The organism is Pseudomonas sp. MWU16-30316 (genome assembly GCF_020515645.1).
Lineage (GTDB): Bacteria > Pseudomonadota > Gammaproteobacteria > Pseudomonadales > Pseudomonadaceae > Aquipseudomonas > Aquipseudomonas cerasi.
Window position 1 is genome coordinate 165573 of sequence record NZ_JAIZAZ010000001.1, and the last position, 26230, is coordinate 191802.

Here is a 26230-nt window from a genome sequence, read left to right on the forward strand (position 1 = left end):
GCCTGAGTTCGATGAGTCCGGTCAGAGGGTATTTTGTTGCTGAATTTCTGCGATCATGCAGCGTTCTTTGGTGAAAGTAGCGTGTAAAAAAGGAGTCTCGGCCGACGCTGTCGCGCCGGACGAGTCATTCCGGCGAGCGGAAGTTCAGGCTGTAGTTCACGGCCTTGGCACCTGGATCAAGGATATCCAGCGCGATATGGATCGGCGTCTGGGGTGGCATCTCTTCCTTGCCGGCCATTTCGCCGCTCAGGTATTCACTGGGCTTGAACCGACGACTGGCAATCAACTGACCGCCGGTATCGGAAAAACGCAGTTCCAGCAGGGGAAACGGCTGGGAAAACGAGGCGCGGTTGTAGATGATCGCGTCCACCACCAGAGCCCCCTGAAACTCCGGGTGGCTGCGCACTACCAGGTTGCTGCTCTTGAGCTGGGAAATGTCGACCTTGCTCGGCACCTTGCAGCCGACCTGCGGGCAAATCTGTTGAAACCACGGGCGATACTGGTCCTGGCGTGCCAGCTGATCGAAGTGGTACCAGACGTATTGTCCTGCCAGGCCCGCCAGCGCCAGTACGATCAACAGACCCCAGGCCAGGCGTCGCCCCCAGCGTGGTTTGGGCCGTTGCCAGTCCAGTTGCAAAGGGTCGTCAGTCAGGTCAAGAAGTGTCTGGTCGCGCACTGCCGGTTCGTTGCGACTGCGCTTGCCCCGCGGTTCTGGCTCCGGCTCATGGTCGTCGTCTTCATCATCGTCATCCACCGCAGACCAGCGCTCGACTTTTTCGGCAGGCGGAGCTTTGCGCTGGATGATGACGGGCATCGGGGGCTCGTCATCGTCCAGATGCTTGTCCAGTGACAGCGACGGCTCGGTACGCGAGTCATCCTCCAGCGGCTCCGGAGCGTCTACAGAGTCGGTGTCCGGGATGACTTCTGCATGCAGCTCGGGCAGTTGCTCGACATCGTCGTTATGCAGCGTATCGACCCATGCCGCCTCGTCGCTCTGCCGACTGTCACGCTTCGCCGTCAGGCTCACATCGTCGTTGCCGATATCGCTTACAGGGCGGGCGAAGGTGTCAGGCCTGCGGGTCTCGCGTTGTTCGAGGCGGGCCAGTTCTTCGTCCAGATTGAGATTGTCCAGATCCAGCTCGCTGACCTGCCAGGGATCGTCCTCTTCGGGCGTCTTTTCCGGCTCCGGCTCCGGCGTCGGCAGGGCCTCCGGTTCGGGCAGGGCCGCGATCACCGGCGAGGCGGGCAGGGTCTCTTTTTCGGCGTCATCGCTGGCGCGCTGCTCGAGCAACTGCCGCGCTGCGTTGAACACCTGCAGGCAGGCTCCGCACCGCACCACGCCACGGGCCACGCTCAGTTGAGCGTGACTGACTCTGAAACTGGTCTGGCAGTGCGGGCACTGGGTGACGAAACTGTCGGTCATGCGGCTGTCCGGTTGAAGCGGCGATTAACGGCGGCGACCCGTGATGCGTACCCAGCCATCTCGGTTTGCGATCGGGTCCAGATCAAAACTTTCAGCATAGGCTGCCGCGACTTCCTCACCCTGTTCGGCAAGAATGCCTGACAGTGCCAGGCGTCCGCCGGTCCTGATCAGGGTTGCCAGTTGCGGCGCCAGGGAAACCAGCGGGCCAGCCAGAATGTTGGCGACCAGCACGTCGGCCTGCTGGGGCGGCAGATCCTCGGGCAGGTACAGCGGGAAGCGTTCGGCCGCGATATTGTTGCGTCCGGCATTGTCTCGAGAGGCTTCCAGTGCCTGCACGTCGATATCGGTACCAACGGCCTGTTCGGCACCCAGCAGCAGTGCGGCGATGGCCAGAATGCCCGAGCCGCAGCCGAAATCCAGCACGTTGCAGCCTTCGAGGTCCTGGCCGTCCAGCCACTCGAGGCACAGCGCGGTGGTCGGGTGGGTCCCGGTGCCGAACGCCAGGCCCGGATCGAGCAACAGGTTCACGGCGTCCGGCTGTGGTGCGGCATGCCAGCTCGGCACGATCCACAGGCGCTTGCCGAAACACATCGGCTGGAAGTTATCCATCCAGCTGCGTTCCCAGTCCTGATCTTCGATGACTTCGGCGCTGTGCTCGGGTAACTCTTCGCCGGTCAGCAGGCTCAGGTGTGCCAGGGCCATTTCAGCATTGGTGTCGGCTTCGAACAGTGCGAGCAGGTGGGTGTGCGCCCACAGCGGCGTGGTATTGAGTTCGGGTTCGAAAATCGGCTGGTCTTCGGCGTCCATGAAGGTCACGGACACGGCGCCGACTTCAAGAAGGGCGTCTTCGTAGGTTTCGGCTTGTTCTGGGCTGATGGCGAGACGGACTTGCAGCCAAGGCATGGCGGATTACCTTCGATTTGGAAATAAGTGCGGCTTTTACAGCCGGTGCGGCCGCAGGAAGCGGGCAAGTTTACTGCTATGCGCTGCAAACAACAAAGCCGCATCACTGCGGCTTTGTCGTGGTGAAGCAGACTGGCTTATTGATTGGCCAGTTTGTGCTCCAGGTAGTGGATGTTGATTCCGCCTTCGCAGAAGCCTTCATCGCGGGTCAGGTCGCGGTGCAGCGGGATGTTGGTCTTGATCCCGTCGACCACGATTTCGTCCAGGGCATTGCGCATGCGTGCCATGGCTTCTTCGCGGGTCGCGCCCCAAGTGATCACTTTACCGATCAGCGAGTCATAGTTGGACGGTACCTTGTAGCCGCTGTACAGGTGCGAATCGACCCGTACACCGTTGCCGCCCGGTGCGTGGAAGTGCTTGACCAGACCAGGGCTTGGCACGAAGGTCTTAGGGTCTTCGGCGTTGATCCGGCATTCCAGCGCATGACCCTTGATGACCACGTCATCCTGGGTGTACGACAGTTTGTTGCCGGCGGCGATGCTGAGCATCTCCTTGACGATGTCGATGCCGGTGACCATTTCCGAAACCGGGTGCTCCACCTGAACACGGGTGTTCATTTCGATGAAGTAGAAACGACCGTTTTCGTACAGGAACTCGAAAGTACCCGCACCACGATAGCCGATATCGATACACGCCTTGACGCAGGCGGCCAGGACATCCTCGCGCGCCTTTTCGTCGATGAACGGTGCCGGCGCTTCTTCCAGAACCTTCTGGTGACGGCGCTGCAGCGAGCAGTCGCGATCGCCCAGGTGAATGGCCTGGCCCTGGCCGTCGGAAATCACCTGGACTTCCACGTGACGTGGGTTGGTCAGGTATTTTTCCAGGTAGACCATCGGGTTGCTGAACCAGGCCGCTGCTTCGGCGCGGGTCTGGGAAGCGGCTTCGATCAGGTCTTCTTCGCGATGAACCACACGCATGCCGCGACCACCGCCACCACCGGCGGCCTTGATGATCACCGGGTAACCGACTTCACGACCGATGCGCAGAGCGGTGGCCTCGTCTTCCGGCAGCGGGCCGTCGGAACCGGGAACGGTCGGCACGTTGGCCAGCTTCATGGCGTCCTTGGCGGAAACCTTGTCGCCCATCAGGCGAATGGTGTCTGCTTTGGGACCAATAAAAGCGAAGCCCGATTTTTCGACCTGTTCGGCGAAGTCGGCGTTCTCGGCGAGAAACCCGTAACCCGGGTGGATCGCCGTGGCGCCGGTCACTTCGGCAGCCGAAATGATCGCCGGAATGTTCAGGTAGGACAGATTGGCCGGTGCCGGACCGATGCAGACGGTTTCGTCTGCCAGGCCCAGGTGCATCAGCTCGCGATCTGCGGTGGAGTGTACAGCGACGGTCTTGATGCCCAGTTCTTTACAGGCACGCAAGATGCGCAAGGCAATTTCGCCGCGGTTGGCGATCAGAACTTTTTCCAACATCGCAGGCTCTCCCCGGGTCAAACGATTGTGAACAGCGGCTGGTCAAACTCAACCGGCTGACCGTTTTCTACCAGGATGGATTCGATCACACCGCTGGCTTCTGCCTGGATGTGGTTCATCATTTTCATCGCTTCGACGATGCAGATGGTGTCGCCTTTCTTGACGGTCTGGCCGACTTCAACGAATGCAGGCGAAGTAGGCGCCGGGGTACGGTAGAACGTACCGACCATTGGCGACTTGACTACAAAGCCGTTCAGTTTCGGAGCCGATGGCGCTTCTGCAGCGGCCGCAACCGGTGCTGCTGCCGGAGCCGGAGCGGCTGCAGGTGCAGCAACCGGAGCCGGTGCGTAGTAAGGCTGTGCCGGAGTCTTGCTGTGGCGGCTGATCCGTACGGATTCCTCGCCTTCACGGATTTCCAGCTCGTCGATGCCGGACTCTTCCAGCAATTCGATCAGTTTCTTGACTTTGCGAATATCCATTAATCAACTCCCAAGGTTCTGTAAGGGCAATGTGTCGGCCGGCTCAAGCCATATGGTCAGCTTCAGGCTGGACTCATCATGGCTTGGCACTGGCGGCCAGTTGTTCCAGGGCGGCTTCCAGGGCCAGTCGGTAACCGCTGGCGCCAAGGCCGCAGATCACTCCTACAGCGACATCTGAAAAGTAGGAGTGATGGCGGAAAGGTTCGCGTTTGTGCACGTTCGATAAATGCACTTCGATGAATGGGATGCTCACTCCCATCAGCGCGTCACGTATTGCAACGCTGGTGTGCGTAAAAGCAGCCGGATTGATCAAAATAAAATCCACACCCTCACCGCGAGCGGCGTGAATGCGGTCGATCAGTTCGTACTCGGCGTTGCTTTGCAGATACATCAGATGGTGACCGGCATCGCGAGCGCGCTGCTCCAGGTCCTGATTGATCTGAGGCAGGGTGATAGTGCCGTAGACCCCGGGTTCCCGAGTGCCCAGCAGGTTCAGGTTGGGCCCGTGTAGGACCAGGATAGTCGCCATTGCGTGTTCCTTTTATTGTCTGCGAGCGGTTTACGCCCGGCGACTATGCCGGAAGGGCAGTGGACTGTCCAGTTAACAACAGTAGCCAGCACAATGAGCGATATTCGCGCAAAGTTTATGACTCAGGGATCAGTTTTGGTCATTGGCGCTGTTCAGACGCTCGATAAGGCCTGCCGCGTCGATTTCGCCGACGACCCGTACAGTTTGCTGTTCTTCGCCGTTTTTATCGAAGAAAAGCAGCGCTGGCGGGCCAAACAGCTTGTACCGGTCAAGCAGGGCGCGTTGCTCTGCGTTGCTGTCGGTCATGTCGAAACGCACCTGCTTGTAACCCGACAAGCGGGCGACCACACCCGGGTCAGGCAGGACTTCGTGTTCGATGACCTTGCAACTGATGCACCAGTCGGCATACCAGTCGAGCACCAGCGGTTTGCCCTCGCGCCGGGCTTCGTGCATCACACGGTCCAGTTCGGCGGAGGTGGTGATCGTCTGCCACTGTGAGGCGGCCGGAGCTACCGCTCCGTTATTCGCCGTGGCGTACTCGCGGCCCAGCGGGCGCATGGGGTCGGTGTGCCCGGACAGCGCGCCGTACCAGCACGCCAGCGCATAGACCAGCAGCGCCAGCCCCAGCAGTTGGGCGAGTTTCTGCCGTGTGGTTTTGACATTGAATTCCAGGGTGCCGAGAAACAGTGCGACACCGGCCGACAACAGACCCACCAGCAACAGCGTGACTTGCCCTGGCAGTACGCGGCTCAGCAGACCGATGGCCAGCCCCAGCAGCAGCACACCGATGGCGTTTTTAACCGTCACCAGCCAAGGGCCGCTTTTCGGCAGCCATGTGGCACCACCGGTTGCGATCAGCAACAGCGGCGCGCCCATGCCCAGGCCCAGCGCGAACAGTTTCAGAGCGCCGCCGAGTGCATCGCCGCTGGCGCTGATATACAACAGCGCACCGGCCAGAGGCGCCGATACGCAAGGTGACACCAACAGGCTGGAGACCACGCCCAGCACCGCTGCACCCCACAATGAACCGCCCTGGGTCTTGCCGGCGATACGGTCCAGACGAGAGCTGATGGACTGCGGCAGGCGCAGTTCGAAAGCGCCGAACATGGCAATGGCGAAGATCACGAAGAATGCCGAGAACGGCACCAGTACCCAGGCCGATTGCAAGCGCGCCTGCAGGTTAAGGCCTGCACCGAACACACCCATCAGCGCGCCCAGCAGGGCAAAGCACGCCGCCATCGGCAGTACGTAAGCCAGAGACAGGCTCAGCCCGCGCAACCCGCCAACCTGGCCGCGCAGCACCACGCCGGACAGAATCGGCAACATCGGCAGTACACACGGTGTGAAGGTCAGGCCTACGCCTGCGAGAAAAAACAGCGCCAGTTCTTTCCAGCTCCAGGCGGCCGCTGTGGCTGCGCTGGCAGACGCCTGGTCGCTCGGGCTGGCGGCTACGTCGCCAATGCTCAAACGCTCGGTTTCAGGTGGATAGCACAAGCCCTTGTCGGCGCAGCCCTGGTACGTGACGGCGAGGGTGAAGGGGCGCTGTTCGCCGGGTTTGCGTGGCAGGTCGATATCGAGAATGCCGTGATAGACCTCGACATCGCCAAAATACTCGTCGTGTTTCTGCTCGCCCTTGGGCAGTTGCGCTTCGCCAAGGCCGATGTCGGCAGGCTCGGTGCGGAACTGAAAGCGGTGGCGATACAGGTAGTAGCCATCGGTGGCGACCAGCCTCAGCTTGATCGACTCCTGCGTCGTTTCGATCAGGCTCAACTGAAAGGCCTGACGCACTGGCAGGAAGTCCTTGCTGTTATCCAGCGAGCCGCCGCCCAGCGTGGATGAAGGTCGGCTGTCCAGCAGACCGGCGCCGGAGGCGGGTAGGGCCAGGATCAATAACAGCAGGCATAACAAACGGCGCATGGCAGTCTCGAATCTCGAAAGTCTGCGCATGATAACGGAGTGCCCGGCGGCGTGCCGAGGGCAGGTTGTAAGTGTGGGTGTCAGCAGGCCCACGACGTGCCGGAATTATTTCTTGCCCGAGGAAAAGCTGCCACCCGCTTCCTGGTCGTAAAAATCCGGGATCTTGTACTTATACGTGTCCAGCCAGCGTTGCAGGCTGAGGTCACGTTCTGCCGCGGTATTGACCTGCGGCGTCGGCGAAGCGGCCTTGCCGCTGGCTTGAAGCTGCAGCCAGGTCTCGGTCTGTCTGGTTTCAGAGGCCGCAGTTTCATTGTTGTCTGCCCAGGCATCACCTGCGCTCAACAGCAGTACACACCCGGTGAATAGGATGCGCTTCATGGTCGTACCTCCTGGGACTGACGATCATTTTGCCCTGTCAGGCTCGCAATGGGCCGTGCAGATGCTAGAGGAGCGGCAGGGGGCTTCCGCAATTGCTCGGCACGCGCCTGGGCATCGGTCACCTGCTCAGGCGTCAGCCCGGCCCGCGACGCCAGTTCGGCGGCTTGCGTCCAGTTATTCTGATAGATCAGCAGCGTGGCCAGGTTCACCGCCGCCAGCGAGTCCGATTGTTTGAGCTCCATGGCCGTCAGGAACTGAAAGCGTGCCTGTTCCAGTTTCAACTGATTGAGGTAGACGACGCCCAGGTCATTACGGATCTTTTCATCGGTCGGTTGCAGTTTGCTGGCCATCAGCAGGTGTTGCTGTGCCAGCGTGTTGTCACCACGCGCTGCGGCCAGTTGCCCTAGGCCATGCTCACCCTCGGCTGCCCGGCAGGTGCCCAGCAGGCTGCGGTACAGAGGCTCGGCCTCGTTGCTGCCCAAAAGCCGCAACACCCGGGCCTTGCGCAGGCGAACCTCGCCCAGGCTGTCGGGCAGGCTTTCCAGATTGGCAAGGCTGGCATGCAGGCGGCCTTCATCGGCCATGTTCTGAGCCAGATTCAGGGAAAACTCCTGATCCGAGGTCAGCTTGGGGCACTGCCCCGGCTGAGCCGTGGTCTGCGTCCAGAGGGGGCGACCATCACTGGCGCATCCGCCCAGCAACAACAGCCCGAGTAGTACGATCACTGGTTTCATTGCAATGCGTCCTTTCGTCCACGGGTAACACCGGGTCAACTGCCCAGTGCGCGGCTTATTGCCATGAAGCCTGGCCCGGCCAGAACAATCAGCAGGGCGGGGAACAGAAACACCATCATGACCACCGACATCTTTGCCGAGAGTTTGGAAATGTATTCCTGCAGACGGGTCAGGCGTCGGTCGTCGATCAGTTGCTTGAGCATGAGCAGAGACTTCAATGCGCCGCCGCCCTGATGAATCAGTTGATTGAGGATCACGCAGGTGTCGCTCAACTCGTCGACAGCCAGCAGGGCAGCGGTTTTTCTCAGTTCCTCGCCCAGCTCCAGGCCGGAGTCGACGCGCACCAGCACTACGCGGATTTCCTCGGACAGCACTGGCAACAGGTCCTTGCCTTCGTTGCTGAGCACCCGAAGGGCCTGCTCGACCGCCATACCGGACTCGAACAGGATGCGCAGCAGCGGGATAAAGGTAGAGATTTCCACCACAACTTGTTTCTGACGGCGCCGAGCCGCGGCCGCCAGAATCCGCTTGGGCAGCAGATAACCGACTCCCAAGGCAAAGATCGGCGCGATGAGCGGTTGCTGGACGCCTTTGAAAAACAGCAGTTGGCCGAGGATGACCATGACCATCAGGCCGACCGGAACGCCGACCTGGCAGGCCGCGAACAACGAACGTTTGCTGGCGCGCCGCCAGCCGATGCGGTTGAGCAGTATCTGGGTTTCCGAATCCAGGCTGATGCTGCGTTGGCCTATGCGGGTATCGCCGAGCAAGCGCAACAGGCTGCCGATGCGGCTTTCGCGGATCACCTGGCCCCTCAAGCGCCTGGCCACCAGACGTTCATTGCGGCGTTGACGGGCTACGCCGGACAATAGCAAAAATGCTGCAGCGGCAAGCATCATGGCAGCGAATACCAGTTCCATCTCAAATGCTCCTCAACATGCGCCACAGCACCACGCACCCCGTGACCTGCAGCGCGAAGGCCATGCTCAGCATGATCTTGCCGCTGTCGTCGTCCCACATATGCAGCAGATAACTGGGGTTCACCGCCAGAAAGTAACCGGCCATGGTGATCGGCAGCAGGGCCAGCACCAACGCAGTCATGCGGGTTTCGCCGGTCATGGCGCGCAATTGACGACCGGCCTGTTCCCGATCGCGAATCAGCTTGATCAGGTTTTCCATCAGTTCGCTGGCATTGCCGCCATAACGGTGATTGACCCGCAAGCCGATGGCGAACAGGTGAAACTCGTCGCGCTCATACAGTTCGGCAAAATCCCTCGCCGCATCCGGCAGGCTGACGCCCAGCTGTACGTTACGCTCGATCCGGCTCATGCCGTCCTTGAGCGGCTGGTCCGTGGCATCGATGCCGTGCAGTACCGCGTCGGCCAGGGTTCTGCCGGACTTGAGGCTGCGCACGGTATGGTCGAGCAATTGCGGCAGTTGCTGGATCATGCGGCGCACGCGCACCTCATAGCGCCACGAAACGAACAGGCGCAGTGTCAAAGGCACCGCCAGCATGACGCTGATCGCGCCGACGCCTCCCGCCGTTGCGTAGCCGATCAGTATCAGCAGCGCATACAGCGACAAGGCCAGGCCCATGCGTTTGGTCGGCTGTCCCAGCCCGGCGCGCAAAAAGGCCCGATCCAGGTAGCTCCAGCCGGTCTTTTCGGCCACGGGTTGCACTTGCCCGGCCATCAGCCGCTGCCTGACCCGCTCACTGGCACCCTGGTTGAGCGCCAGATAGAACATGCGGATGGACGCCATCAGCAGCATCACGGAGATCAGGCCCAGTACCAGTGACGCACTCATGCCGACTCCCTGGTCATGTCAGTAGCCAGGCCGCAGCTTGTCGCCCGCAGCGTGGGCCGCTTCGCGCATGAAGCCGACCCCGGTGCGACGATCAACGCGGAACAGGGTATTGGTGACATAGATGTCATCGCGTATGCCGACCACTTCCACCACTTCACTGACACAGCGGCGCCCGTCAGGCAGACGCGTCAGTTGGATAATCACATCCAATGCCGCGCAGACCATCTGGCGCAGGGTCTTTTCCGGGATCAGCCGCCCGGTCAGGCCCACCAGCGTTTCCAGGCGCAGCAGGGCATCCTGTGCATTGTTGGCGTGCACGGTACTCATCGAACCGTCGTGGCCGGTGTTCATCGCCGTCAACACGTCCAGCACTTCGACACCGCGGATCTCGCCGAGGATGATGCGGTCCGGGCGCATCCGCAGCGAGTTGCGGATCAGGTCGCTGGCGCGCACCTCGCCATGCCCTTCGGCGTTGGGCGGGCGGGTTTCCAGGCGCACCACATGCGGGTGACTGAGCTGCAACTCGGCGACGTCCTCTATGGTGACCAAGCGCTGATTGCTGTCGATCAACTGGCTCAGCACATTGAGCATGGTGGTCTTGCCCGTGCCGGTGCCGCCGCTGACCAGAATGTTGCAGCGTTTGCCGACGGCCTCCTGGAAGAATTCGAAAATCGACTGATCGATGGTCTGCATGGCCACCAGGTCAGCGCTCTTGAGCATGTCCTTGCGAAACTTCCGGATCGACAGACACGGGCCGTCCAGCGCGATGGGCGGAATGATCGCGTTGACCCGGCTGCCATCGGGCAGACGCGCATCGACCATCGGTGAGGATTCGTCCAGGCGGCGCCCGAGTGGTGCCAGGATGCGCTGCATCACGCGCTCGACATGGTGCGAATCGATAAAGCGCAGGTCGGTGTGGTGCAGCACGCCATCGCGCTCGACAAATACCTTGCCTGGCCCGTTGACCAGAATTTCCGTCACCGAAGTGTCGCGCAGCAGCACTTCCAGTGGGCCGAAGCCGGTCAGTTCATCGACCAGCTCTTCAGCCAGGCGCTCCATTTCGTAACGCGAGATGGCCAGCCGCAGCCGTGCGACGTATTCGGCCACCTTGTCGATGACGAATTGCGCCAGGGCTGGCCTTGAGCCTTCGAGCAGACTTTTGCCGCTTTCCTCCATGCCATCGATGATGTAACGGTGCAGCACCAGTTTCAGGCCTTGCCCGTCGTCAGGCTTGCCTTGCGTGCGCGATGAGACGCCAAACAGTTTCTCCGCCATTACCGGTTCCCCCACAGTCGAGCGAGCCAGCCCTGATCGGGTTTCTCGCGTGCCTCGGCATGCCGTGCCAAATGCTCGCCAAGCCGCCGCAGCCCGGAGCACAGAGCGTCGCGTGAGGCCAGTTCGAACAGCGTCACGCCCTGATTCTTGGCGTTGAGGCGCAGCTCCGGGGCAAGCGGCAGTACCGCCAGCACCGGCAGGCCGAAGGTTTTGCTCACGGTTTCGGAATTGGGTGCAACCGAGCGCTGATAGCGATCGACCAGCAGGCTGGCGTGCTGCATTTTCATGCCTTTTTCGCGCCAGTTGTTGAGCACCGTCAGGTTGCGTCGACAGCCCAGCACGCTCTGGTCGGTGTACCACAGCAACTGATCGCAATGGCTGACCAGCGAGCGCAAGGCCTCGCTGTCCGGCTGCCCCACCAGGTTCACGACCACATGCTGAAAATGCTGGCGCAGTGCGCTGAGCAGCATATAAAGCTCGGCGGCGCTGGACTGTTCCAGATGATCGTCGGCTTCGCTGTAGGCCAGAATGCGCAGGCCGCTTTCGCTGGTGGTGAAGGCGCTGTCGATCAGCGTTGCATCGAGCCTGCGCAAGTGGCGCAGGGCGTCACCGAAGCTGAAGGTCGATTCAAGACCGAGCATCAACAGGCTGTCGCCGCGTGGCAGGCCGAGGTCCAGCAGCAGTGTGCGCTGGCCGGTCTTGTGCACGACCATCGCCAGGTGCGTCGCGATCAAGGCCCCGTCGTCGTCGCTTTGTACGCCATACAGCACCGACAGGCCGCTCATGTTCGGGTTGGGCGTCACGGCGGGCAGGCGCTTGCTCAGACGTCTGACCAGGCCGGCGACCTCACTGGAGCGGGACCCGTAGGCAACGAAGTCCCTGGCCCCGGCGCGCATGGCGTTAAGCACCAACTGGTTGTCCATGCCATCGCCGAGCGCAACGATGGCCAGCATCGGCTTGGCTTCCAGCGCACTTTCGATCAGGGCGCTCTGAGTCATCAAATGCTCACGGTCGAGCCCGACGAACACCACGCTGGCAAACGTCACGTCCACCAGCGCCAGGAGGTCGTCGAGGCTGCCCGTACCGGCACTGACCACCTGACCCAGCGAACCCAGAGCACTTTGCAGCCACTCCAGGTCGGTATTATTACGGGTGATTGCCAGGAAGGTCTGGCTCAGGCTCTGGCTCATTTGGATAATCCGTCGCGGCGGTCGAAATCGCCGTTTTCCAGAAAATACAGACGCGGGAAGCTCGGGTCATAGGTGCGCAGCCCCTCGCCTGGCAGTGACGGCAGGCGGGCGTTGGCGGCCAGTGGCTGGACCAGATGCGGAGTGACGATCATCAGCAGTTCGCGCTCGTCGCGCTGGATCTGCGAGCTGCGGAAAAATGCACCGAGAATCGGGATGTCGCCGAGGCCGGGAAACTTGTCCACCGAGCCGCTGTTGCTGGAACTGATCAGGCCGCTGACCACGAAGCTCTCGCCGTCGGCAAGCGCAATGCTGGTGTCGGTACGGCGGATGTTGAGTGCCGGCACAGTGGTCCCGGCGATGGTGATACCGGCCGAGAAGTCCAGCTCGCTGACTTCCGGTGCGACCTTCAGCAGAATCCGGTCCCGGCCCACGACTGTCGGGGTCAGGGTCAGGCGCACGCCGAACTCCTTGTACTCGATGGAGATACCGTTGCCTTCACCATTGGGCACCGGCACCGGGAATTCGCCGCCGGCCAGAAAGCTCGCGCTTTGCCCGTTGAGGGCGACCAGGCTGGGGCGTGCCAGGGTGTAGGCGTAGCCGCTGTTTTCCATGGCATTGATCATGCCCAGCACCTTGCTGCTGCCACCGCCCCAGACGATATTGAAATTGCTGTTGTTCAGCGGAATGCTCGGCGTTATGCCGCCCACAGCGCCAGGTGTGACGTTGACGCCCGGCACCGTGCCGGGCGCGCCGAACAGAAAGTTGCTCGAGCCTTTGCCGAAGATCGAGGTGCTGGCCTCCTTGAGCTTGGTGCGGCTGACTTCGATAAAGCGGATGTCAGTCTGCACCTGGCTGGGTAACTGCGCATCGGCAGACGGCGCGGTGACACTCTCGACCATGGCGGTCGTCGCCCGGCCACGGACGAAGACCATGCTCTGGCGCGGCGCACTTGCGCAGGCAGTCCAGACCATCAGGCTGGTCGTACCCTGCGCGACGCCGGTCAACAGAAAACCGTCGGTGCCGTTGACGTGCACATCGGCGATTTTCGGATCACCCACGGCGATGCGGGTGATGGGTACCGCAGAGCGGACCTCCTGTTGAATGCCCTGGTCGATTTCCACGGCCGCCGGCATGGCGGCAAGGCCGGCACAATTGCCCGAAGCGGCCCACGCGCCTGGCGCGGACAGTGCTGCAAGGACTAACGCCAGCAGCCGGGGTTTTATAACTGGCACGGAACAACAGCTCATCAAATGCAATCCTTGCTCAATCAGGGAGTTTGTTGCGTGATCTGGTTACCGCGTATGACCTCGACAGCGCGAGACGTACGCGGGATTGCGCCTGCTGCTGGCGCGCTGGCCGGCCCCAGGCTCAGTTGTCTGAAGCTGACCAGTTGGCGGTTGGCTGAATCGAGTCGCTCGGCAGCGTCAGGGCCGCCGGCTTCGTTGGCCCAGTAGTCCTGCAGGTTGCCCTCGTCGGCGCTGCGCACGGCCAGACGCAGAACACCGGTTTGCGACGCCAGCATCAGGCGCGCCACCAGGGCCTGCGGCACCGCGACCGTGACGGTTCGCGCGTTGATTCGCTGCTGCTCCTGTTTGAGGCGTTCGTCAGCGTTGAGGTCCTGCACCGGCTTGCCGTTGCGGTCCGGACCGAGCAGCGCGCCAACGCCGAGAATCCGCAGGGCAGGCACCACGACCTGGCTCGACCGATTCGGATTGCTCACGTCCTCAGGCAGGTAAAGCAGTACATCCACGTAGTCGCCGGGGCTGAGTTGTCCGGAGGCGCCCGTCACTTCATCGACTTGCAACGCCAGGGCCCGCTCGTGTGGCCGAATCATCCGCGCCAGGGTGCCGCCCGTCTCGAAGCTGCTTTCGGTCAGCCAGGTTCCGGCGGTCAGCGTACGCCAACTGCTGCGGCCGACGATTTTATCGATGGCTTCAAAGCTACCGGGTGGGGCGACCTTGAGGCGCTCGATGGTCAGGTCATCGGCCGTGATTGCGGTGTAGGCAGGAACATCCCGCGCCAGCACCACAACGTTGTGACGCACAGCATCCTCGACGGGCGGAGTCGGAGGCGTCTGGATCGTTGTTACGGTGGTGACAGGCCCGTTGGGCGGAATGACAACAGCAGGTGCCTCAGCCTGTTTGCTGACGGCGATCCCCAGATACCCGGCAATCAACGCCCCCAATAAAAACAGGACAGCAAGCACCAGGGTAATGCGACTGCTCATGGCAACTTTTCCCTTTGTCATCGCAGGACAACTTCAACACACGCGGTGCGGCACTTCATCATCAGGCAATAGAGGACGAGGTTAAACGTCCGTTATGTGAAGGTAGCTCATGGCAACCAAAGCGCCATTCTGCTTTGGTATAAAAATGCTTTTACGTGAATGACATAGCCGTTTGGGCGCGCTGTGCAAGGTGATGGTCGACCCTATAACTTTCCGGTTAATGCTTTGTTGAGATTGTGGGTTTTTTGATTGAAGGCAATGCTGATATTGCGAGGGGATACACGCGCACGAAGGTTTATTGGCGCCACGAAGGCGCAAGGAGAAATGAGATGTTCCTTACACAGTTATATGTCAGCGTCTACGCTCGTATTCAGTCTTTTTTGAAGGACAAGGAGGGGGCATCGGCGATCGAGTACGCAGTGATTGTAGCCATGGTGGCGCTGGTGCTGTTTGCTATGGTGACGCCGATGGGCGACGCTGTTAAAGCTCAATTCAACAAAATTATCCTCGCCTTGGGTGGAACGGTGGCGAGTTAGTTTACTATTGTGACCTGAGTTCATTCTTGTCGAGATAACCACATGGCTGTCCACCCCATCCGCCAACAGCTGCTTCTGGTTGATGACGAAGAGGACGCAAACGAGGAATTGGCAGAACTGCTCGAAGGTGAGGGGTTCTGCTGTTTCACGGCGTCTTCCGTCAAGATGGCCCTGCACCAGTTGACCATTCATCCGGATATCGCGCTGGTAATCACTGACCTGCGTATGCCCGAGGAAAGCGGCATCCAGTTGATTCGCCATCTGCGCGACCACACCTCACGCCAGCATTTGCCCGTTATTGTCACCTCCGGCCATGCCGACATGGATGACGTCAGCGATTTGCTGCGCCTGCATGTGCTCGACCTGTTCCGCAAACCGATCTATCACGTCCGTTTGCTGGAAACCCTCAACAACCTGTTTCCCGAGCCGAAGGTTTTCCAGGTTCAGTGACGACAGGCATCGCGCCCTGCAGCATGATCACGCTGAAGCATGGGCACGATAGTTAAAGGGCTAGCGTTCCTCACGCTCCAGCGTGGGAACGCCTTTCGTGACGCTCTGCGTCACACCCGTCTGCGTTCACTCCACCACGCTGAATTCAACCCGCGCCGTAGGACTGTTGGCAGGCAGGCGCAGGTTGTCGCCTTAGCGTACATTCCAGCGCTTCGTTCACGCTTGCCTGCGGCCACACCTGAAACTCGTCCAGACGTCTCGACACCCTGTCGCGGGCCTGTTGCGCTCGCCAGCCAAATGAATGTTCGCGGCGGGGGCAGAAGAAATTCAGGTTTCAACGCAAAGAGCCTTTATGATCCACGGAACCTGACACGCATTGCGACAGCCAAAGCGGACAGATTATTTTCTTCATGACCCAATCAGGACGTACATATGCAGGTAGAAGGCTTTTTTGAATGGCTCGGGCAGGCCATCGGCGCGATCATTCGCTTCTTTGTCGACGGTCTGGCGTGGTTATTCAACGGGTTTACCCATGCTGGGGGAAATTTTGTCGATGGCTTGTCGCGCACGCTGGGCATGGACACCTCGCTGATCAGCATCGTCGCACTGATCATCGGCCTGATGCTGCTGTACTCGGCGGTCCGCGCCTTCATGCGCGCCTCGATCATCCTCGGCATCATCTGGCTGGCGCTGGGCCTCTGGTTGCTGAGCTGGATCATTCATTGACGCGTTGAAAGGCTAACCGGTCGCCATCGTGGGTGAACCGGGCGACGCTTTCGCGAGCAAGCTCGCTCCCACTGGAGCTGCGCTGTGTCGGGCCATGTGTGTATGGTGCTTCGATCGTTGGTGCGACGCACATCTGAGGCACTTGTCGCTTTTTGTAGGAGCGAACTTGTTCGCGAAGACGGTCGCTCAAGCCATAAGTTTCCAGAGGGATCTCCGGCCCTTTCGCGAATAAGCCAAGCATCGCCCGGTTCGCACCTAAGGCTTTTGGCCGGAATCAAAGGCCGACCTGTGTATCACGCTGAGCCTGGAGCATAGGCAGGAGCGTCGTTCTCCGGTACACCCTGCGTTTGATCTGGCTACAATGCCGGCCTTGCCGGGAGCTCTCATGTCTACGTTGTTCACTGACTGGCGTCATCGCTCAACCCATCGTCGTGTCTGGGCGCTTGCGACGCCGATGATTCTGTCGAATATTTCCGTGCCGCTGGTGGCGCTGGTCGACAGCGCGGTGATAGGTCATTTGCCGCACGCCCATCAGCTGGGCGCTGTGGCGGTGGGCTCTACGCTGTATACCTTTCTCGCCTGGGCGATGGGCTTTCTGCGCATGGGCACCACCGGTTTTGCCGCACAGGCGGCAGGGCGCAGTGATAGCGCAGCGTTGCGCCGCATTCTGTTGCAGGGGTTGCTGCTGGCCGTCGGGCTGGCGGTATTGCTGGGTGTGATCGCCTTGCCTTTCAGCCATCTGGCGCTGACGATGATGCAGCCGTCTGCCGATTTGCAGCAAATGACACTGGATTTCTTCCACACCCGACTGTTCGGCCTGCCTGCGGCGCTGGCCAGTTATGCGCTGGTCGGCTGGTTTCTTGGCGCGCAGAACGCGCGGGCGCCACTGGCCATTCTGTTGCTGACCAATGCGGTCAACATCGTTCTCAATCTGTGGTTCGTCATCGGGCTGGACTGGGGCGTGATCGGTTCGGCGCGTGCGTCGGTACTCGCGGAGTGGACTGGCGTGGTGCTCGGTCTGCTGCTGGCACGTAACACCTTGCGCGCCTGGCCGGGCCGGATCGTCTGGTCGGCCTTGCGGCTATGGAGTAACTGGCGGCCCCTGCTGGCGGTCAACCGGGACATCTTTTTGCGCACACTCGCGCTGCAATCGGTGATGTTCCTGATCACCGTGCAGGGCGCTCGTTTGGGGGATGCGACGGTTGCTGCCAATGCCTTGTTGCTCAACGGCCTGCTGTTGACTGCCCATGCCCTGGATGGGCTGGCGCATGCGGTAGAAGCGCTGTGTGGCCATGCCATCGGCGCGCGGGACCGGGATACGTTGCGACGCTCCCTGGTGGTTGCGGGAGGCTGGTCATTGATTTCCAGCATGGTGTTTGCGTTGTTCTTTCTGGTGGCTGGGCATGGCTTCGTCAGCCTGCAGACCGATATCCCGGAAGTACGCGCCACCGCGATGACGTATCTGCCGTATCTGGCACTGATGCCGTTGCTGGCCGTCTGGAGCTACCTGCTGGACGGCCTGTTCATCGGTGCTACCCGTGCGCGGGAAATGCGCAACGCGATGCTGTTCAGCGCAGCGGGCATCGCGCCGTTGGCTTATCTGGCTGCCAGCCACGGCAACCACGCCCTATGGCTGACGTTCCTGGCCTTTACCCTGCTGCGCGGCCTGAGCCTTGGGTTCATTGCCTGGCGGCTGACGCGCAGCGACGGCTGGTTCGTTCACTGAGCCTTCTGCCCGGTTCCGTTCTTGTCCGACGCCATTTGCGGGGTGTGGCTGACGAACATGTCCACCTCATCGATCACAGGGGCCAGACCGCTCAGCAATCTGGCAAATGCGCCGACCAGCGTGCCGTGATTGGTGCGCGAGAAATACAAGTCTCGCACCGGCACGCCGGCTTCACGCAGCGACCTGGCCAGGCCGCCGGTGTTGCGCTTTGGGTTGACCAGCGAGTCGGTGTTCGAGGCCATCAGCAATGCCGGTGGCGCGCTGGACGTGACGTGGTTGATGGGTTGCGAGTCTGGCGGTGAATTCGGGAAGAAGAACACCGGCTTCACGTCCGGGTTCTCGATGGGCAGGAAGTCGTAAGGCCCGGCCAGTCCGATCCAGCCGCTGAGGATGGAGGGGGACAAGCCTTCACGAGCCAGCCAGCGCGGGTCAAGCGCGAGCATTGCGGCGTTGTAGGCACCCGCGCTGTGGCCCATCACGTACAGGCGGCTCGGGTCGCCACCGTAGGTGTTCGCATGTTTGTGCGCCCAGGCCAGCGCCTTGGCCGAGTCTTCCAGAAAGCTGGGGTAACGTACCTGTGGATACAGCCTGTAGTCGGCGATAACCACCACCATGCCTCGCGCAGCCAGCGCTTCGCCGACGAACGCATAATCGGCCTTCGAGCCGCTGTTCCAGCTGCCACCATAGAAAAACACCACGACCGGTGCCTTGGCCGGTTTCGCCTTGGGCGTGTAGATATCCAGCGTATTGCGTGGATCCGGCCCGTACGCCAGGTTGTAGACATGATCGACAGGCCCGCTGGGGTTCAACGTATTGAGCAGCTTCAAAGGCGAGCAACCGGACAAGGCTGCCAGTACGGCACCGGTCATCAGTGTCAGGAAAATCACTCGGATCATGGCGGAGGGGCTCTGGAAGGTGAGTCGGATATGCCTGAGACCATCACGCTTCATCCCAGTGCCGCACAGTTGCTGCTACGTCATTCAATGGCGTGTGGATCACTCGATTTGCCATCCGCTTTGTTGGCGAAGCTGATGCGCGGGCTGCTCAGCGTGAGACCGCTGTCGTCGATCTGTACCTTGCTCGGCCCGGCGTCGACGATCAGTGTGCTGCCTTCAGCCAGTTCTATGCGGGTCCCGTTCGCCAGTTGCAGTCGTCGGTCTGGCCCGGTGATCGCCTGCCAGTCAAGGTGCATCTCAACGTTATCGGCGGGTGCTTGATCACGCCTGTGGCAGCCGTCATCTGCCAGCGCTGACAGGCAGCCACTGATCTGCGGCGGGCGTTTATCGTCTGCGCAAAAGCTCACTATCACCGACATCCCACCCCGACATTCGACATCCAGCCCCGCAGCCAGATGCAGCCAGCAGCCAGCATCGGGTCCTTCCGGGTGTTGCCAGTCCCATTCGAGGCGCACGTGCAACCGGCCTGACGCATCGGTCCTTGCCGGTTCGCCGTCGCGACCGATGATCCAGCCACGCTGCAGAGGCGCAATGCCGGGACGCGGTGCCGGGGCAGGTGCTGTGAACCCGGCTTCCCAAGGGATGGTGCCAAATACCAACTGGTGGCGGCGACGTGAGTGGACGAAATGGTAGTGAATGCCTTCTTCTGCACACAGCCGCTGGACCAGTTGCAGGTCGGATTCCTGGTACTGCACGCAGCTTTCGCGCTCGATGCATTCTGTCTGCAGGTCAAAGCGGAAGGTGTTCCTCAAACCATGTTCTTCCAGCACCTGGGCAATGATCCGCGTGGCAGTCATGTGTTGAAAGATACGCGAGTGGTGGCGCAGCCCGAGGCAGGCCAGTCGAGGCCCCATCAGCAGCGTGTAGCAGGCCGGGCCGGGGTGGTAATGCTTGCGTGTCGCGCCGTGGATCTGACCGTGAAAGCCCTGCCCTTGAAAACTCTGCCCCGGAAAACCCTGCTCGCCACCGCAGCTCAGCCAGGCAGGCTGGTACATCAGCCTGGTGAGGTCCAGATCGAAACCGTCGCCGAGGATTTCCAGCTCAATGGTATACGGCTGGCTGATCGCTTCGGTTGCGCTGAACGATACGACGGTGAAACGGCGCTGCAGGCTTGCAATCTCCAGATGAAAGAACGGCGCGCTGGCGGGGTCGGGCATGGAGGGTTTCTCTACCGGGAATGCGACCGCGGATTCTCGCGCAGAAGCCGGGCAGGGTAGAGGTCTGCAGGTAGAACAGGACGTTGCCTACAGCAGGTGTCGGTGGGGGATTACGTCGAGTGGGTGGGCTGTATGAGCGCGGAGCATGGGCGGCGATGGTTACGCACGCCTCTGCATGCCAATGCGGAGCATTGGCATGATAAGCAGTCAGATCTGGCTCCGCGCAAGGATCAGGACGACAGGTAGGACGAGCGGGTCAGCCCCAGGCGCAAGGCATCGAGGAAGTAGGTGCGCTCGCGTGGGGTGATCTTGGCGCTGGCGACCTTGTCCCGGTAATGGGTCATCAGTTCTTCCGGCGACAGGTGCACGTAGCGCAGCATGTCTTCGATGGTGTCGTGGGTTTCGATGCCGGCGTGGTAAACGCTGCCGTCCGGGTTCTGGTAGATGTTCACCGAGTCGGTATCACCGAACAGGTTGTGCATGTCGCCGAGAATTTCCTGGTAGGCACCCACCAGGAAGATACCCAGCAGATAGTCTTCGCCTTCATTCAGCGAATGCACCGGCATGCTGGTCTCGATGCTCTGCTCATCGACGTACTGCTTGATCTTGCCGTCCGAATCGCAGGTCAGGTCCTGAAGCACGGCGCGGCGCACCGGCTCTTCGTTCAGGCGGTGCAGGGGCAGAATCGGCAGTACCTGGCCAATGGCCCAGGTGTCCGGCAGGCTCTGGAACACCGAGAAGTTGCAGATGTACTTGTCGGCCAGCTTGTCGTTGAGCTCGTCCAGCACCTGACGATGGGAGCGTTGACGGGCTTTCAGCGAGTTGTACAGACGGCGGCAGACGGCGAAGTAGCATTGCTCGCCCAGTGCCTTTTCCGACAGGCTGATCTTGCCGTCGGCATACTGGGCCGCGATGTCGCTCATGTAGTGCGTGGCGCGCCAGTAGGTTTCGGTGACCATCTCGATGTCGGTCGGACCCAGCAGGTCGACCAGCCATTGCACGGTTTCCGGCAGGCTGGCCTTGTCGGCGATTTCCGGGACTTCGTCGTTGTGTTTTTCGACGTCGGTCACCTGAACCACCAGCATGGCGTGGTGGGCGGTCAGCGAGCGGCCGCTTTCCGAGAAAATATGCGGGTGCGGCAGGCTTTGCGCGTCGCAGAATTCCTTGAGCATGCCGACCACGACGCCTGCGTAGTCGTCCATGTCATAGTTGATCGAGCTGGCGTTGCGCGAGTGCGTACCGTCGTAATCGACACCCAGACCACCACCGACATCGATGTAGTCCACCGGCAGGCCGAGCTTGCGCAGTTCGCCGTAGTAACGGATCGCTTCCTTGAAACCGTGCTGATAGTCGGCCAGGTTGGCGATCTGCGAGCCCATGTGGAAGTGCAGCAGGCGGATGCCCTGATCCAGGCCGGCCATGCGGAAACGCTCGACCACCGACAGCAATTGCGCTGCCGACAGGCCGAACTTGGATTTTTCGCCACCGGTATCCGCCCATTTGCTCGATGCCAGGGAAGACAGACGCACACGCAGGCCGACCTGGGGGGCGACCTTCAGCTCGGCGGCTTCTTCGATCACCAGTTCGACTTCGGATTCTTTCTCGATGACGATGAACACGTTGTGGCCCAGCTTCTGGCCCATCAGCGCCAGACGGATGAACTCACGGTCCTTGTAACCGTTGCAGACGATAGTGCCGCCTTTAGGCGCCAGTGCCAGCACAGCCATCAGTTCAGGCTTGGAGCCCGCTTCCAGGCCGATGGAGACGTTCTGCGTGGCGATGATGTTTTCCACCACCGCTTCCTGCTGGTTGACCTTGATCGGGTACAGCGCGGTGTATTTGCTCTGGTATTCCAGGCGCGCAATGTTGCTGTCGAACGCGCCGGTCAGCTGGCGCACGCGGTCTTGCAGGATGTCCGGGAAACGCACCAGCAAAGGCAGCGAGAGGCCGCTCTTGCGCAGGTTGTCGACCTGTTCGTAAAGGTCGATGGGCGAGCTGTCCGGCCCGTTGGGACGGACTTCAACGCGCCCCGCTTCGTTGATTGCAAAATAACCCGCGCCCCAATGGCGAATGCCATAAACGCTGCGGCTGTCCGCAACGGTCCATTGGCTGCCATCGTCTTTGCGTGTGCGTCGTACGGACATCGAAGTCCCCTATAAAGAAGTCGTAGCGCCAGCCAGTAGCCAGCTGCGCGCATTGTAATGAGTGGAAATGACGATTTGATTCGCGGGTTCAGCCGCCGGACTTTTTAGCCTTGAAGCCTTTTTTGATCAGCTCGGCCAACAGCAGTTCGACGTGATCGCCTTGAATCTCGATCACGCCTTCCTTGAGCGATCCGCCTGTGCCGCAGCGCTGCTTGAGGGCCTTGGCCAGCTCTTTGAGCGGCTCTTCGGCCAGCGGGACGCCGCTGATGGTGGTAACCGTCTTGCCGCCACGGCCCTTGCTTTCACGACGTACACGGGCAATGCCGTCACCTTCCGGGATGGCCGTCTGTTTGCAGGTGCACTCGGCAACGGGTTGACGACAATCGGGGCAGTGGCGCCCTGCGTCGGTTGAAAATACCAGGCCACCGAGGGCAGCGAGAGAAGCGGCTTTTTTAGCCACGCAAAAATCCTCTTGTTGAGGACTGAAGATGGGTCGGGCTCGTATGAGCCATCGACCGCGAAGCCCCACTCTGGCAGGGGCAGCGCTACTGAAACGGCAGGGCCGGTTCAGTTTGAAAAGGTCGCGCAGTGTAACGGCAAACGGGCCGGTTGCTAAGGGGCTGAATGCGCCAATTTCTGAACACTCGCTTACTGCTCGTTCTCTATCTGTTTCAGGTAGCGTTTCAGCGCCGCCAGGGAGTCGGGGCACCAGGGATTGTGCTCAGCCTGTTGCAGAACTTCGACGACGGGCATGAAGCGCGCTTCCAGCACCTCTTCAGGTTGCAGTTTCAAAGGGCCGTCCCACACGGCTGAAAACACTGCACACCAGAGCCGGTTGCCCGGCTGATCAAAGAAAAACTGTTCGTGGGCCTGCAGCGGCACGCCACTGACCCCCAGTTCTTCTTCCAGCTCGCGCGCAGCAGACTCCGCATAGCTTTCATCCGCCTGGACCATTCCGCCTGCGGCTACGTCCCAGTAGCCGGGATAGATCGCCTTGCTCAGCGTGCGTCGGTGCACACACAGCTCACCCAGACTGTTGAACAGCAGGATATAAGTGCCGCGTCCAATCAGCCCGCGTTCACGCAGGTCGGCGCGGACCAGTGAACCGAGCAGCCGATCCTGTTCGTCGACCCAGGCGATCTGCTCGGCATCCGAGGCGGCGCGATGCGCGGCCTCGTTGGCAGGTATGGACATCAGCCTTGATTCAGCAGCTGGCGCAGGTCAATGACTGCGGCGTTGGCACGCGAAATGTAGTTGGCCATGACCAGCGAGTGGTTGGCGAACACGCCGAACGGGCTGCCGTTGAGAATCATCGGGCTCCACATTGGCTCTTGCGAGGCCTCCAGTTCACGAATGATCTGGCGCACGCTGACCGTCGCGTTCTTTTTCGCCAGTACGTCGGCAAAATCAACCTCGATGGCGCGCAGCAGGTGCGATAGCGCCCAGGCCTGACCACGTGCTTCGTAGAACACGTTGTCGATTTCCAGCCATGGCGTTTCGACGATTTCCTCATCGACCTGCGGTACTTCACCGGGCTTGACCGAAACAGCAGCTTCGGTTTTCAGCGTGCTGTTGAGTTTGACCCGGCCAACGCTGGCTGACAGGCGCTGCGACAGCGAGCCCAGACGGGTGCCGACATCGCCGAGCCAGTTGTTCAGGTTGTCGGCGCGGGCATAGAACAGCGCGCCCTTCTGGTTCGGATCGGACAGACGTGCCTGGTAGCGGCTCAGGGAGTTGATCCCCTCGGCGTACTGCGATTCGCTGGAAGGCAGGACCCAGCTGCGATTATTGAAGTTGAACAACGGCTCGGCACGCGCCAGGTCGCCATCTTCAGCCGATTGCGACTGAGAACGCGCAAAGTCCTTGCGCAGCGCACGGCTCAGGTCACGCACCTGAACCAGCACGCCGTATTCCCAGCTCGGGATGTTGTCCAGCCACAGGCCCGGTGGCATGCGGTCGTTGGACAGGTAGCCACCGGGCTTGTTAAGCAACGTGCCCGCCACGGTCTTGAGCGTTTCAACTGTCGTGTAACCGATGACCATCTGTTTGCCTTCACGCTCGGCGGCAGCCTGGGCGTTTTGCTGTACCGGGAACAGCGCAGGTTCCTTGCTCCAGTACCAGCCGACTGCCAGTGCCACCAGCAGGTAGATCAAGATCAGGGCGCCCAGCGCGCGACTATAGAACAGGTTACCCAGGTAACCGCGGCGTTTGGTCGATGAAGTGTCTGCGGTGCGCGCACCCGCGCTGCCTGCGCGGTTCTTCCAATCCAGCATGGTAGGGTCCTTTCGATCTTGAGTTGAATGCTTCACGAGGCGTTCGACCGCAACCTTACCTCAAGGTGCGGCTGGCAGACATTATCTTGAGATTTGAACTGTAACGTTGATAGGCGCAGTCTATGCACCGATTGATTTTGCATAATGGCTATGCGCCATCAAACTGTTGTCAAATAAGTGACTTGCGACACTGTTCTGTTGTAACGGAGGTGCTAGCATAGCGCCATCAGCCGTATCGCTCAGCAAAACCACAGTAGTCTGAATATGACCGACCCCGAAGACCCTAGCCGAGACCGCCTGAAGCACCACTTTGCCCAGAGGGTCATTCACCAGGCGCGCCAGATTCTGGAGACGTGGCAACGTCTGCAGAAGGCCGAGTGGTCGATTGGCGATATGGCCGAGCTCAAGGAGTCCACGCTGCGTCTTTCGCGCTTTGCCGAACGCTTCGAGCAGGCCGAACACAGCGCGCTGGCGAAGGAGATCAGCCAGGCGCTCGATGCGGTGGAAGCCAATCGCGGTCGCCTCAACAGCCGGGTCATCACCGATCTCAATCGTCTGATGCAACGCCTTTCCCGAACCGGGCTGCGACACGGCGACCGTTTTGAGCAAACGACGCTGCCACCGTTGCGCAAGCCCGTCTATGTGGTGCTTCATGATCACGAGCGGGCCGAGCGTCTGGCCAAGCAGCTGGAGTTTTTCGGGCTGGCGGCGCTGTCGCTGCACAATGTCGGCGAGTTTCAGCGGGCGATGGCCCAGCGGCATCCGGCGGCGATTGTCATGGATGTCGATTTCAGCGGGCCCGGCAAGGGGCTCGAACTGGCCTCCCAGGCTCAGGAAGGGCTGGAGCAGAAACTTCCGCTGTTGTTTTTCAGCCTCAATGAAACCGATACGCCCACCCGCCTGGCCGCAGTCAGGGCCGGTGGCGAGGAGTTTCTGACCGGCGCGCTGGAAGCGTCGAGTCTGCTGGAAAAAATTGAAGTCCTGACCTGCGTGGCTCAATACGAGCCCTATAAAGTGCTGATCATCGACGATTCCCGCGCGCAGGCGCTGCACACCGAGCGTGTTCTGAATGCTGCCGGAATCGTTACGCGGGTGTTGCTCGACCCGATTCAGGCAATGTCCGAGCTGGCCGAGTTTCAGCCGGACCTGATCATCCTCGACATGTACATGCCGGGGTGTACCGGCACGGAGCTGGCCAAGGTCATTCGCCATAACGACCGTTACGTCAGTGTGCCGATCATTTATCTGTCGGCTGAAGACGATCAGGACAAGCAGCTCGATGCCATGAGCGAAGGCGGCGACGACTTCCTGACCAAGCCGATCAAACCCCGTCATCTCATCACCACTGTGCGCAACCGTGCCGCGAGGGCTCGCAATCTCAAGGCGCGCATGGTCCGCGACAGCCTGACCGGGCTTTACAATCACACGCACATTTTGCAACTGCTGGAAGATTGCTGCTTTCGTTCGCGACGTGAAGGCAAGCCGCTGTGCTTTGCCATGCTTGATATCGACCACTTCAAGAGGGTCAATGACAGCCACGGTCACCCGATGGGGGATCGTGTCATCAAGAGCCTTGCGCTGTTTCTCAAGCAACGCTTGCGCAAAACCGACTTCATCGGTCGTTACGGCGGTGAGGAATTTGCCATTGTCATGCCGGACACCGACATTCAAAGCGCTCATAGGGTGCTGGATGACATCCGCCAGCGCTTTGCCGAGATCCATTACCCGGCGCAGCCCGTCGACCTGTTCTGCACCTTCAGCGCTGGGGTGGTTTCGCTCGGTGCCAATGACGACAGCCTGAGCCTTGCGTCCCAGGCCGATGCGGCGTTGTACTGCGCCAAGCACGCAGGCCGCAATCAAGTGTATTCGGTGCTGGTCGATGTGCCTTTTCACGTCGTGCTGAGCGAGATCGAAGCCTGA

At 60.8% G+C, this 26230-nt stretch carries 25 protein-coding genes; 5 read left to right on the forward strand and 20 right to left on the reverse strand.

Going from position 1 to position 26230, the window contains the following annotated elements; genetic code table 11:
• Window positions 1-124: 124 nt before the first annotated feature.
• From LCH65_RS00900 to cpaB, 14 genes are all read right to left on the reverse strand, one after another.
• Entirely contained in the window at window positions 125-1423 is a 1299-nt protein-coding gene (locus LCH65_RS00900; protein ID WP_096127873.1) for a DUF3426 domain-containing protein, read from the reverse strand.
• Window positions 1424-1447: 24 nt separating this feature from the next.
• On the reverse strand, window positions 1448-2326 hold the full coding sequence (prmA, locus tag LCH65_RS00905; protein ID WP_003431729.1) for a 50S ribosomal protein L11 methyltransferase: 879 nt from the start codon (window positions 2324-2326) through the stop codon (window positions 1448-1450).
• A gap of 137 nt (window positions 2327-2463) precedes the next feature.
• Window positions 2464-3807: an acetyl-CoA carboxylase biotin carboxylase subunit gene (accC, locus tag LCH65_RS00910; protein WP_003368837.1), complete on the reverse strand. Its 1344-nt coding sequence runs from the start codon at window positions 3805-3807 to the stop codon at window positions 2464-2466.
• Window positions 3808-3824: 17 nt separating this feature from the next.
• Window positions 3825-4286, reverse strand: a complete 462-nt coding sequence (gene accB / locus LCH65_RS00915; protein ID WP_003368836.1) for an acetyl-CoA carboxylase biotin carboxyl carrier protein — start codon at window positions 4284-4286, stop codon at window positions 3825-3827.
• A gap of 76 nt (window positions 4287-4362) precedes the next feature.
• Complete coding sequence (gene aroQ / locus LCH65_RS00920; RefSeq protein WP_002555369.1) at window positions 4363-4815, reverse strand: type II 3-dehydroquinate dehydratase; 453 nt, start codon at window positions 4813-4815, stop codon at window positions 4363-4365.
• A 129-nt stretch (window positions 4816-4944) separates the two neighbouring features.
• Window positions 4945-6732 (reverse strand): protein-disulfide reductase DsbD, encoded by a 1788-nt coding sequence (locus tag LCH65_RS00925; protein WP_256332946.1) that lies wholly within the window; start codon window positions 6730-6732, stop codon window positions 4945-4947.
• Window positions 6733-6837: 105 nt separating this feature from the next.
• A complete protein-coding gene (locus LCH65_RS00930) occupies window positions 6838-7110 on the reverse strand; it encodes a DUF3613 domain-containing protein (RefSeq protein ID WP_003431725.1) in 273 nt (90 codons plus the stop codon).
• Window positions 7107-7844: a hypothetical protein gene (locus LCH65_RS00935; RefSeq protein WP_065350630.1), complete on the reverse strand. Its 738-nt coding sequence runs from the start codon at window positions 7842-7844 to the stop codon at window positions 7107-7109. Before LCH65_RS00935 ends, LCH65_RS00930 begins: the two co-directional genes overlap by 4 nt.
• A 35-nt stretch (window positions 7845-7879) precedes the next feature.
• On the reverse strand, window positions 7880-8764 hold the full coding sequence (locus tag LCH65_RS00940; protein WP_003431722.1) for a type II secretion system F family protein: 885 nt from the start codon (window positions 8762-8764) through the stop codon (window positions 7880-7882).
• A 1-nt stretch (window position 8765) separates the two neighbouring features.
• Window positions 8766-9650: a type II secretion system F family protein gene (locus tag LCH65_RS00945; RefSeq protein WP_226439057.1), complete on the reverse strand. Its 885-nt coding sequence runs from the start codon at window positions 9648-9650 to the stop codon at window positions 8766-8768.
• Between the two features lie 18 nt (window positions 9651-9668).
• Complete coding sequence (locus tag LCH65_RS00950; protein WP_003313926.1) at window positions 9669-10925, reverse strand: CpaF family protein; 1257 nt, start codon at window positions 10923-10925, stop codon at window positions 9669-9671.
• On the reverse strand, window positions 10925-12115 hold the full coding sequence (locus tag LCH65_RS00955; RefSeq protein WP_003368829.1) for a pilus assembly protein CpaE: 1191 nt from the start codon (window positions 12113-12115) through the stop codon (window positions 10925-10927). Before LCH65_RS00955 ends, LCH65_RS00950 begins: the two co-directional genes overlap by 1 nt.
• Entirely contained in the window at window positions 12112-13362 is a 1251-nt protein-coding gene (locus tag LCH65_RS00960; RefSeq protein ID WP_003431720.1) for a type II and III secretion system protein family protein, read from the reverse strand. Before LCH65_RS00960 ends, LCH65_RS00955 begins: the two co-directional genes overlap by 4 nt.
• A 20-nt stretch (window positions 13363-13382) precedes the next feature.
• Window positions 13383-14342, reverse strand: a complete 960-nt coding sequence (cpaB, locus tag LCH65_RS00965; protein WP_058398071.1) for a Flp pilus assembly protein CpaB — start codon at window positions 14340-14342, stop codon at window positions 13383-13385.
• A 329-nt stretch (window positions 14343-14671) separates the two neighbouring features.
• On the opposite strand from cpaB, the gene LCH65_RS00970 reads away from it, so the two are divergent.
• The 4 genes from LCH65_RS00970 (at window position 14672) to LCH65_RS00985 (ending at window position 17780) form a co-directional block, all read left to right on the forward strand.
• Window positions 14672-14878, forward strand: a complete 207-nt coding sequence (locus tag LCH65_RS00970; protein WP_003368826.1) for a Flp family type IVb pilin — start codon at window positions 14672-14674, stop codon at window positions 14876-14878.
• Window positions 14879-14920: 42 nt separating this feature from the next.
• Window positions 14921-15328 carry a response regulator gene (locus LCH65_RS00975; RefSeq protein WP_003368825.1) on the forward strand — a complete coding sequence of 136 codons (408 nt, stop codon included), beginning with the start codon at window positions 14921-14923 and terminating at the stop codon, window positions 15326-15328.
• Window positions 15329-15760: 432 nt separating this feature from the next.
• Window positions 15761-16054 (forward strand): hypothetical protein, encoded by a 294-nt coding sequence (locus LCH65_RS00980; RefSeq protein WP_161428936.1) that lies wholly within the window; start codon window positions 15761-15763, stop codon window positions 16052-16054.
• 385 nt (window positions 16055-16439) lie between these two features.
• Window positions 16440-17780 (forward strand): MATE family efflux transporter, encoded by a 1341-nt coding sequence (locus tag LCH65_RS00985; protein WP_054081954.1) that lies wholly within the window; start codon window positions 16440-16442, stop codon window positions 17778-17780.
• On the opposite strand, the gene LCH65_RS00990 is transcribed toward LCH65_RS00985, so the two are convergent.
• From LCH65_RS00990 to LCH65_RS01015, 6 genes are all read right to left on the reverse strand, one after another.
• A complete protein-coding gene (locus tag LCH65_RS00990; RefSeq protein ID WP_054081955.1) occupies window positions 17774-18676 on the reverse strand; it encodes an alpha/beta hydrolase in 903 nt (300 codons plus the stop codon). The genes LCH65_RS00985 and LCH65_RS00990 overlap by 7 nt on opposite strands.
• Before the next feature lie 80 nt (window positions 18677-18756).
• Window positions 18757-19893: a contractile injection system protein, VgrG/Pvc8 family gene (locus LCH65_RS00995; RefSeq protein ID WP_003431714.1), complete on the reverse strand. Its 1137-nt coding sequence runs from the start codon at window positions 19891-19893 to the stop codon at window positions 18757-18759.
• Window positions 19894-20123: 230 nt separating this feature from the next.
• A complete protein-coding gene (gene speA / locus LCH65_RS01000) occupies window positions 20124-22037 on the reverse strand; it encodes an arginine decarboxylase (protein WP_003431712.1) in 1914 nt (637 codons plus the stop codon).
• A gap of 88 nt (window positions 22038-22125) precedes the next feature.
• Entirely contained in the window at window positions 22126-22497 is a 372-nt protein-coding gene (locus LCH65_RS01005) for a translation initiation factor Sui1 (RefSeq protein ID WP_003313912.1), read from the reverse strand.
• Window positions 22498-22685: 188 nt separating this feature from the next.
• Window positions 22686-23231 carry an NUDIX hydrolase gene (locus tag LCH65_RS01010; RefSeq protein ID WP_003368817.1) on the reverse strand — a complete coding sequence of 182 codons (546 nt, stop codon included), beginning with the start codon at window positions 23229-23231 and terminating at the stop codon, window positions 22686-22688.
• The gene (locus LCH65_RS01015) at window positions 23231-24310 is read right to left on the reverse strand and encodes a DUF2333 family protein (protein ID WP_003431710.1); all 1080 of its coding nucleotides are present in this window, start codon (window positions 24308-24310) and stop codon (window positions 23231-23233) included. The genes LCH65_RS01010 and LCH65_RS01015 overlap by 1 nt, the downstream gene beginning before the upstream one ends.
• Before the next feature lie 264 nt (window positions 24311-24574).
• Between LCH65_RS01015 and LCH65_RS01020 the strand changes: the two genes are divergently transcribed.
• Window positions 24575-26230 carry a PleD family two-component system response regulator gene (locus LCH65_RS01020; RefSeq protein ID WP_003431709.1) on the forward strand — a complete coding sequence of 552 codons (1656 nt, stop codon included), beginning with the start codon at window positions 24575-24577 and terminating at the stop codon, window positions 26228-26230.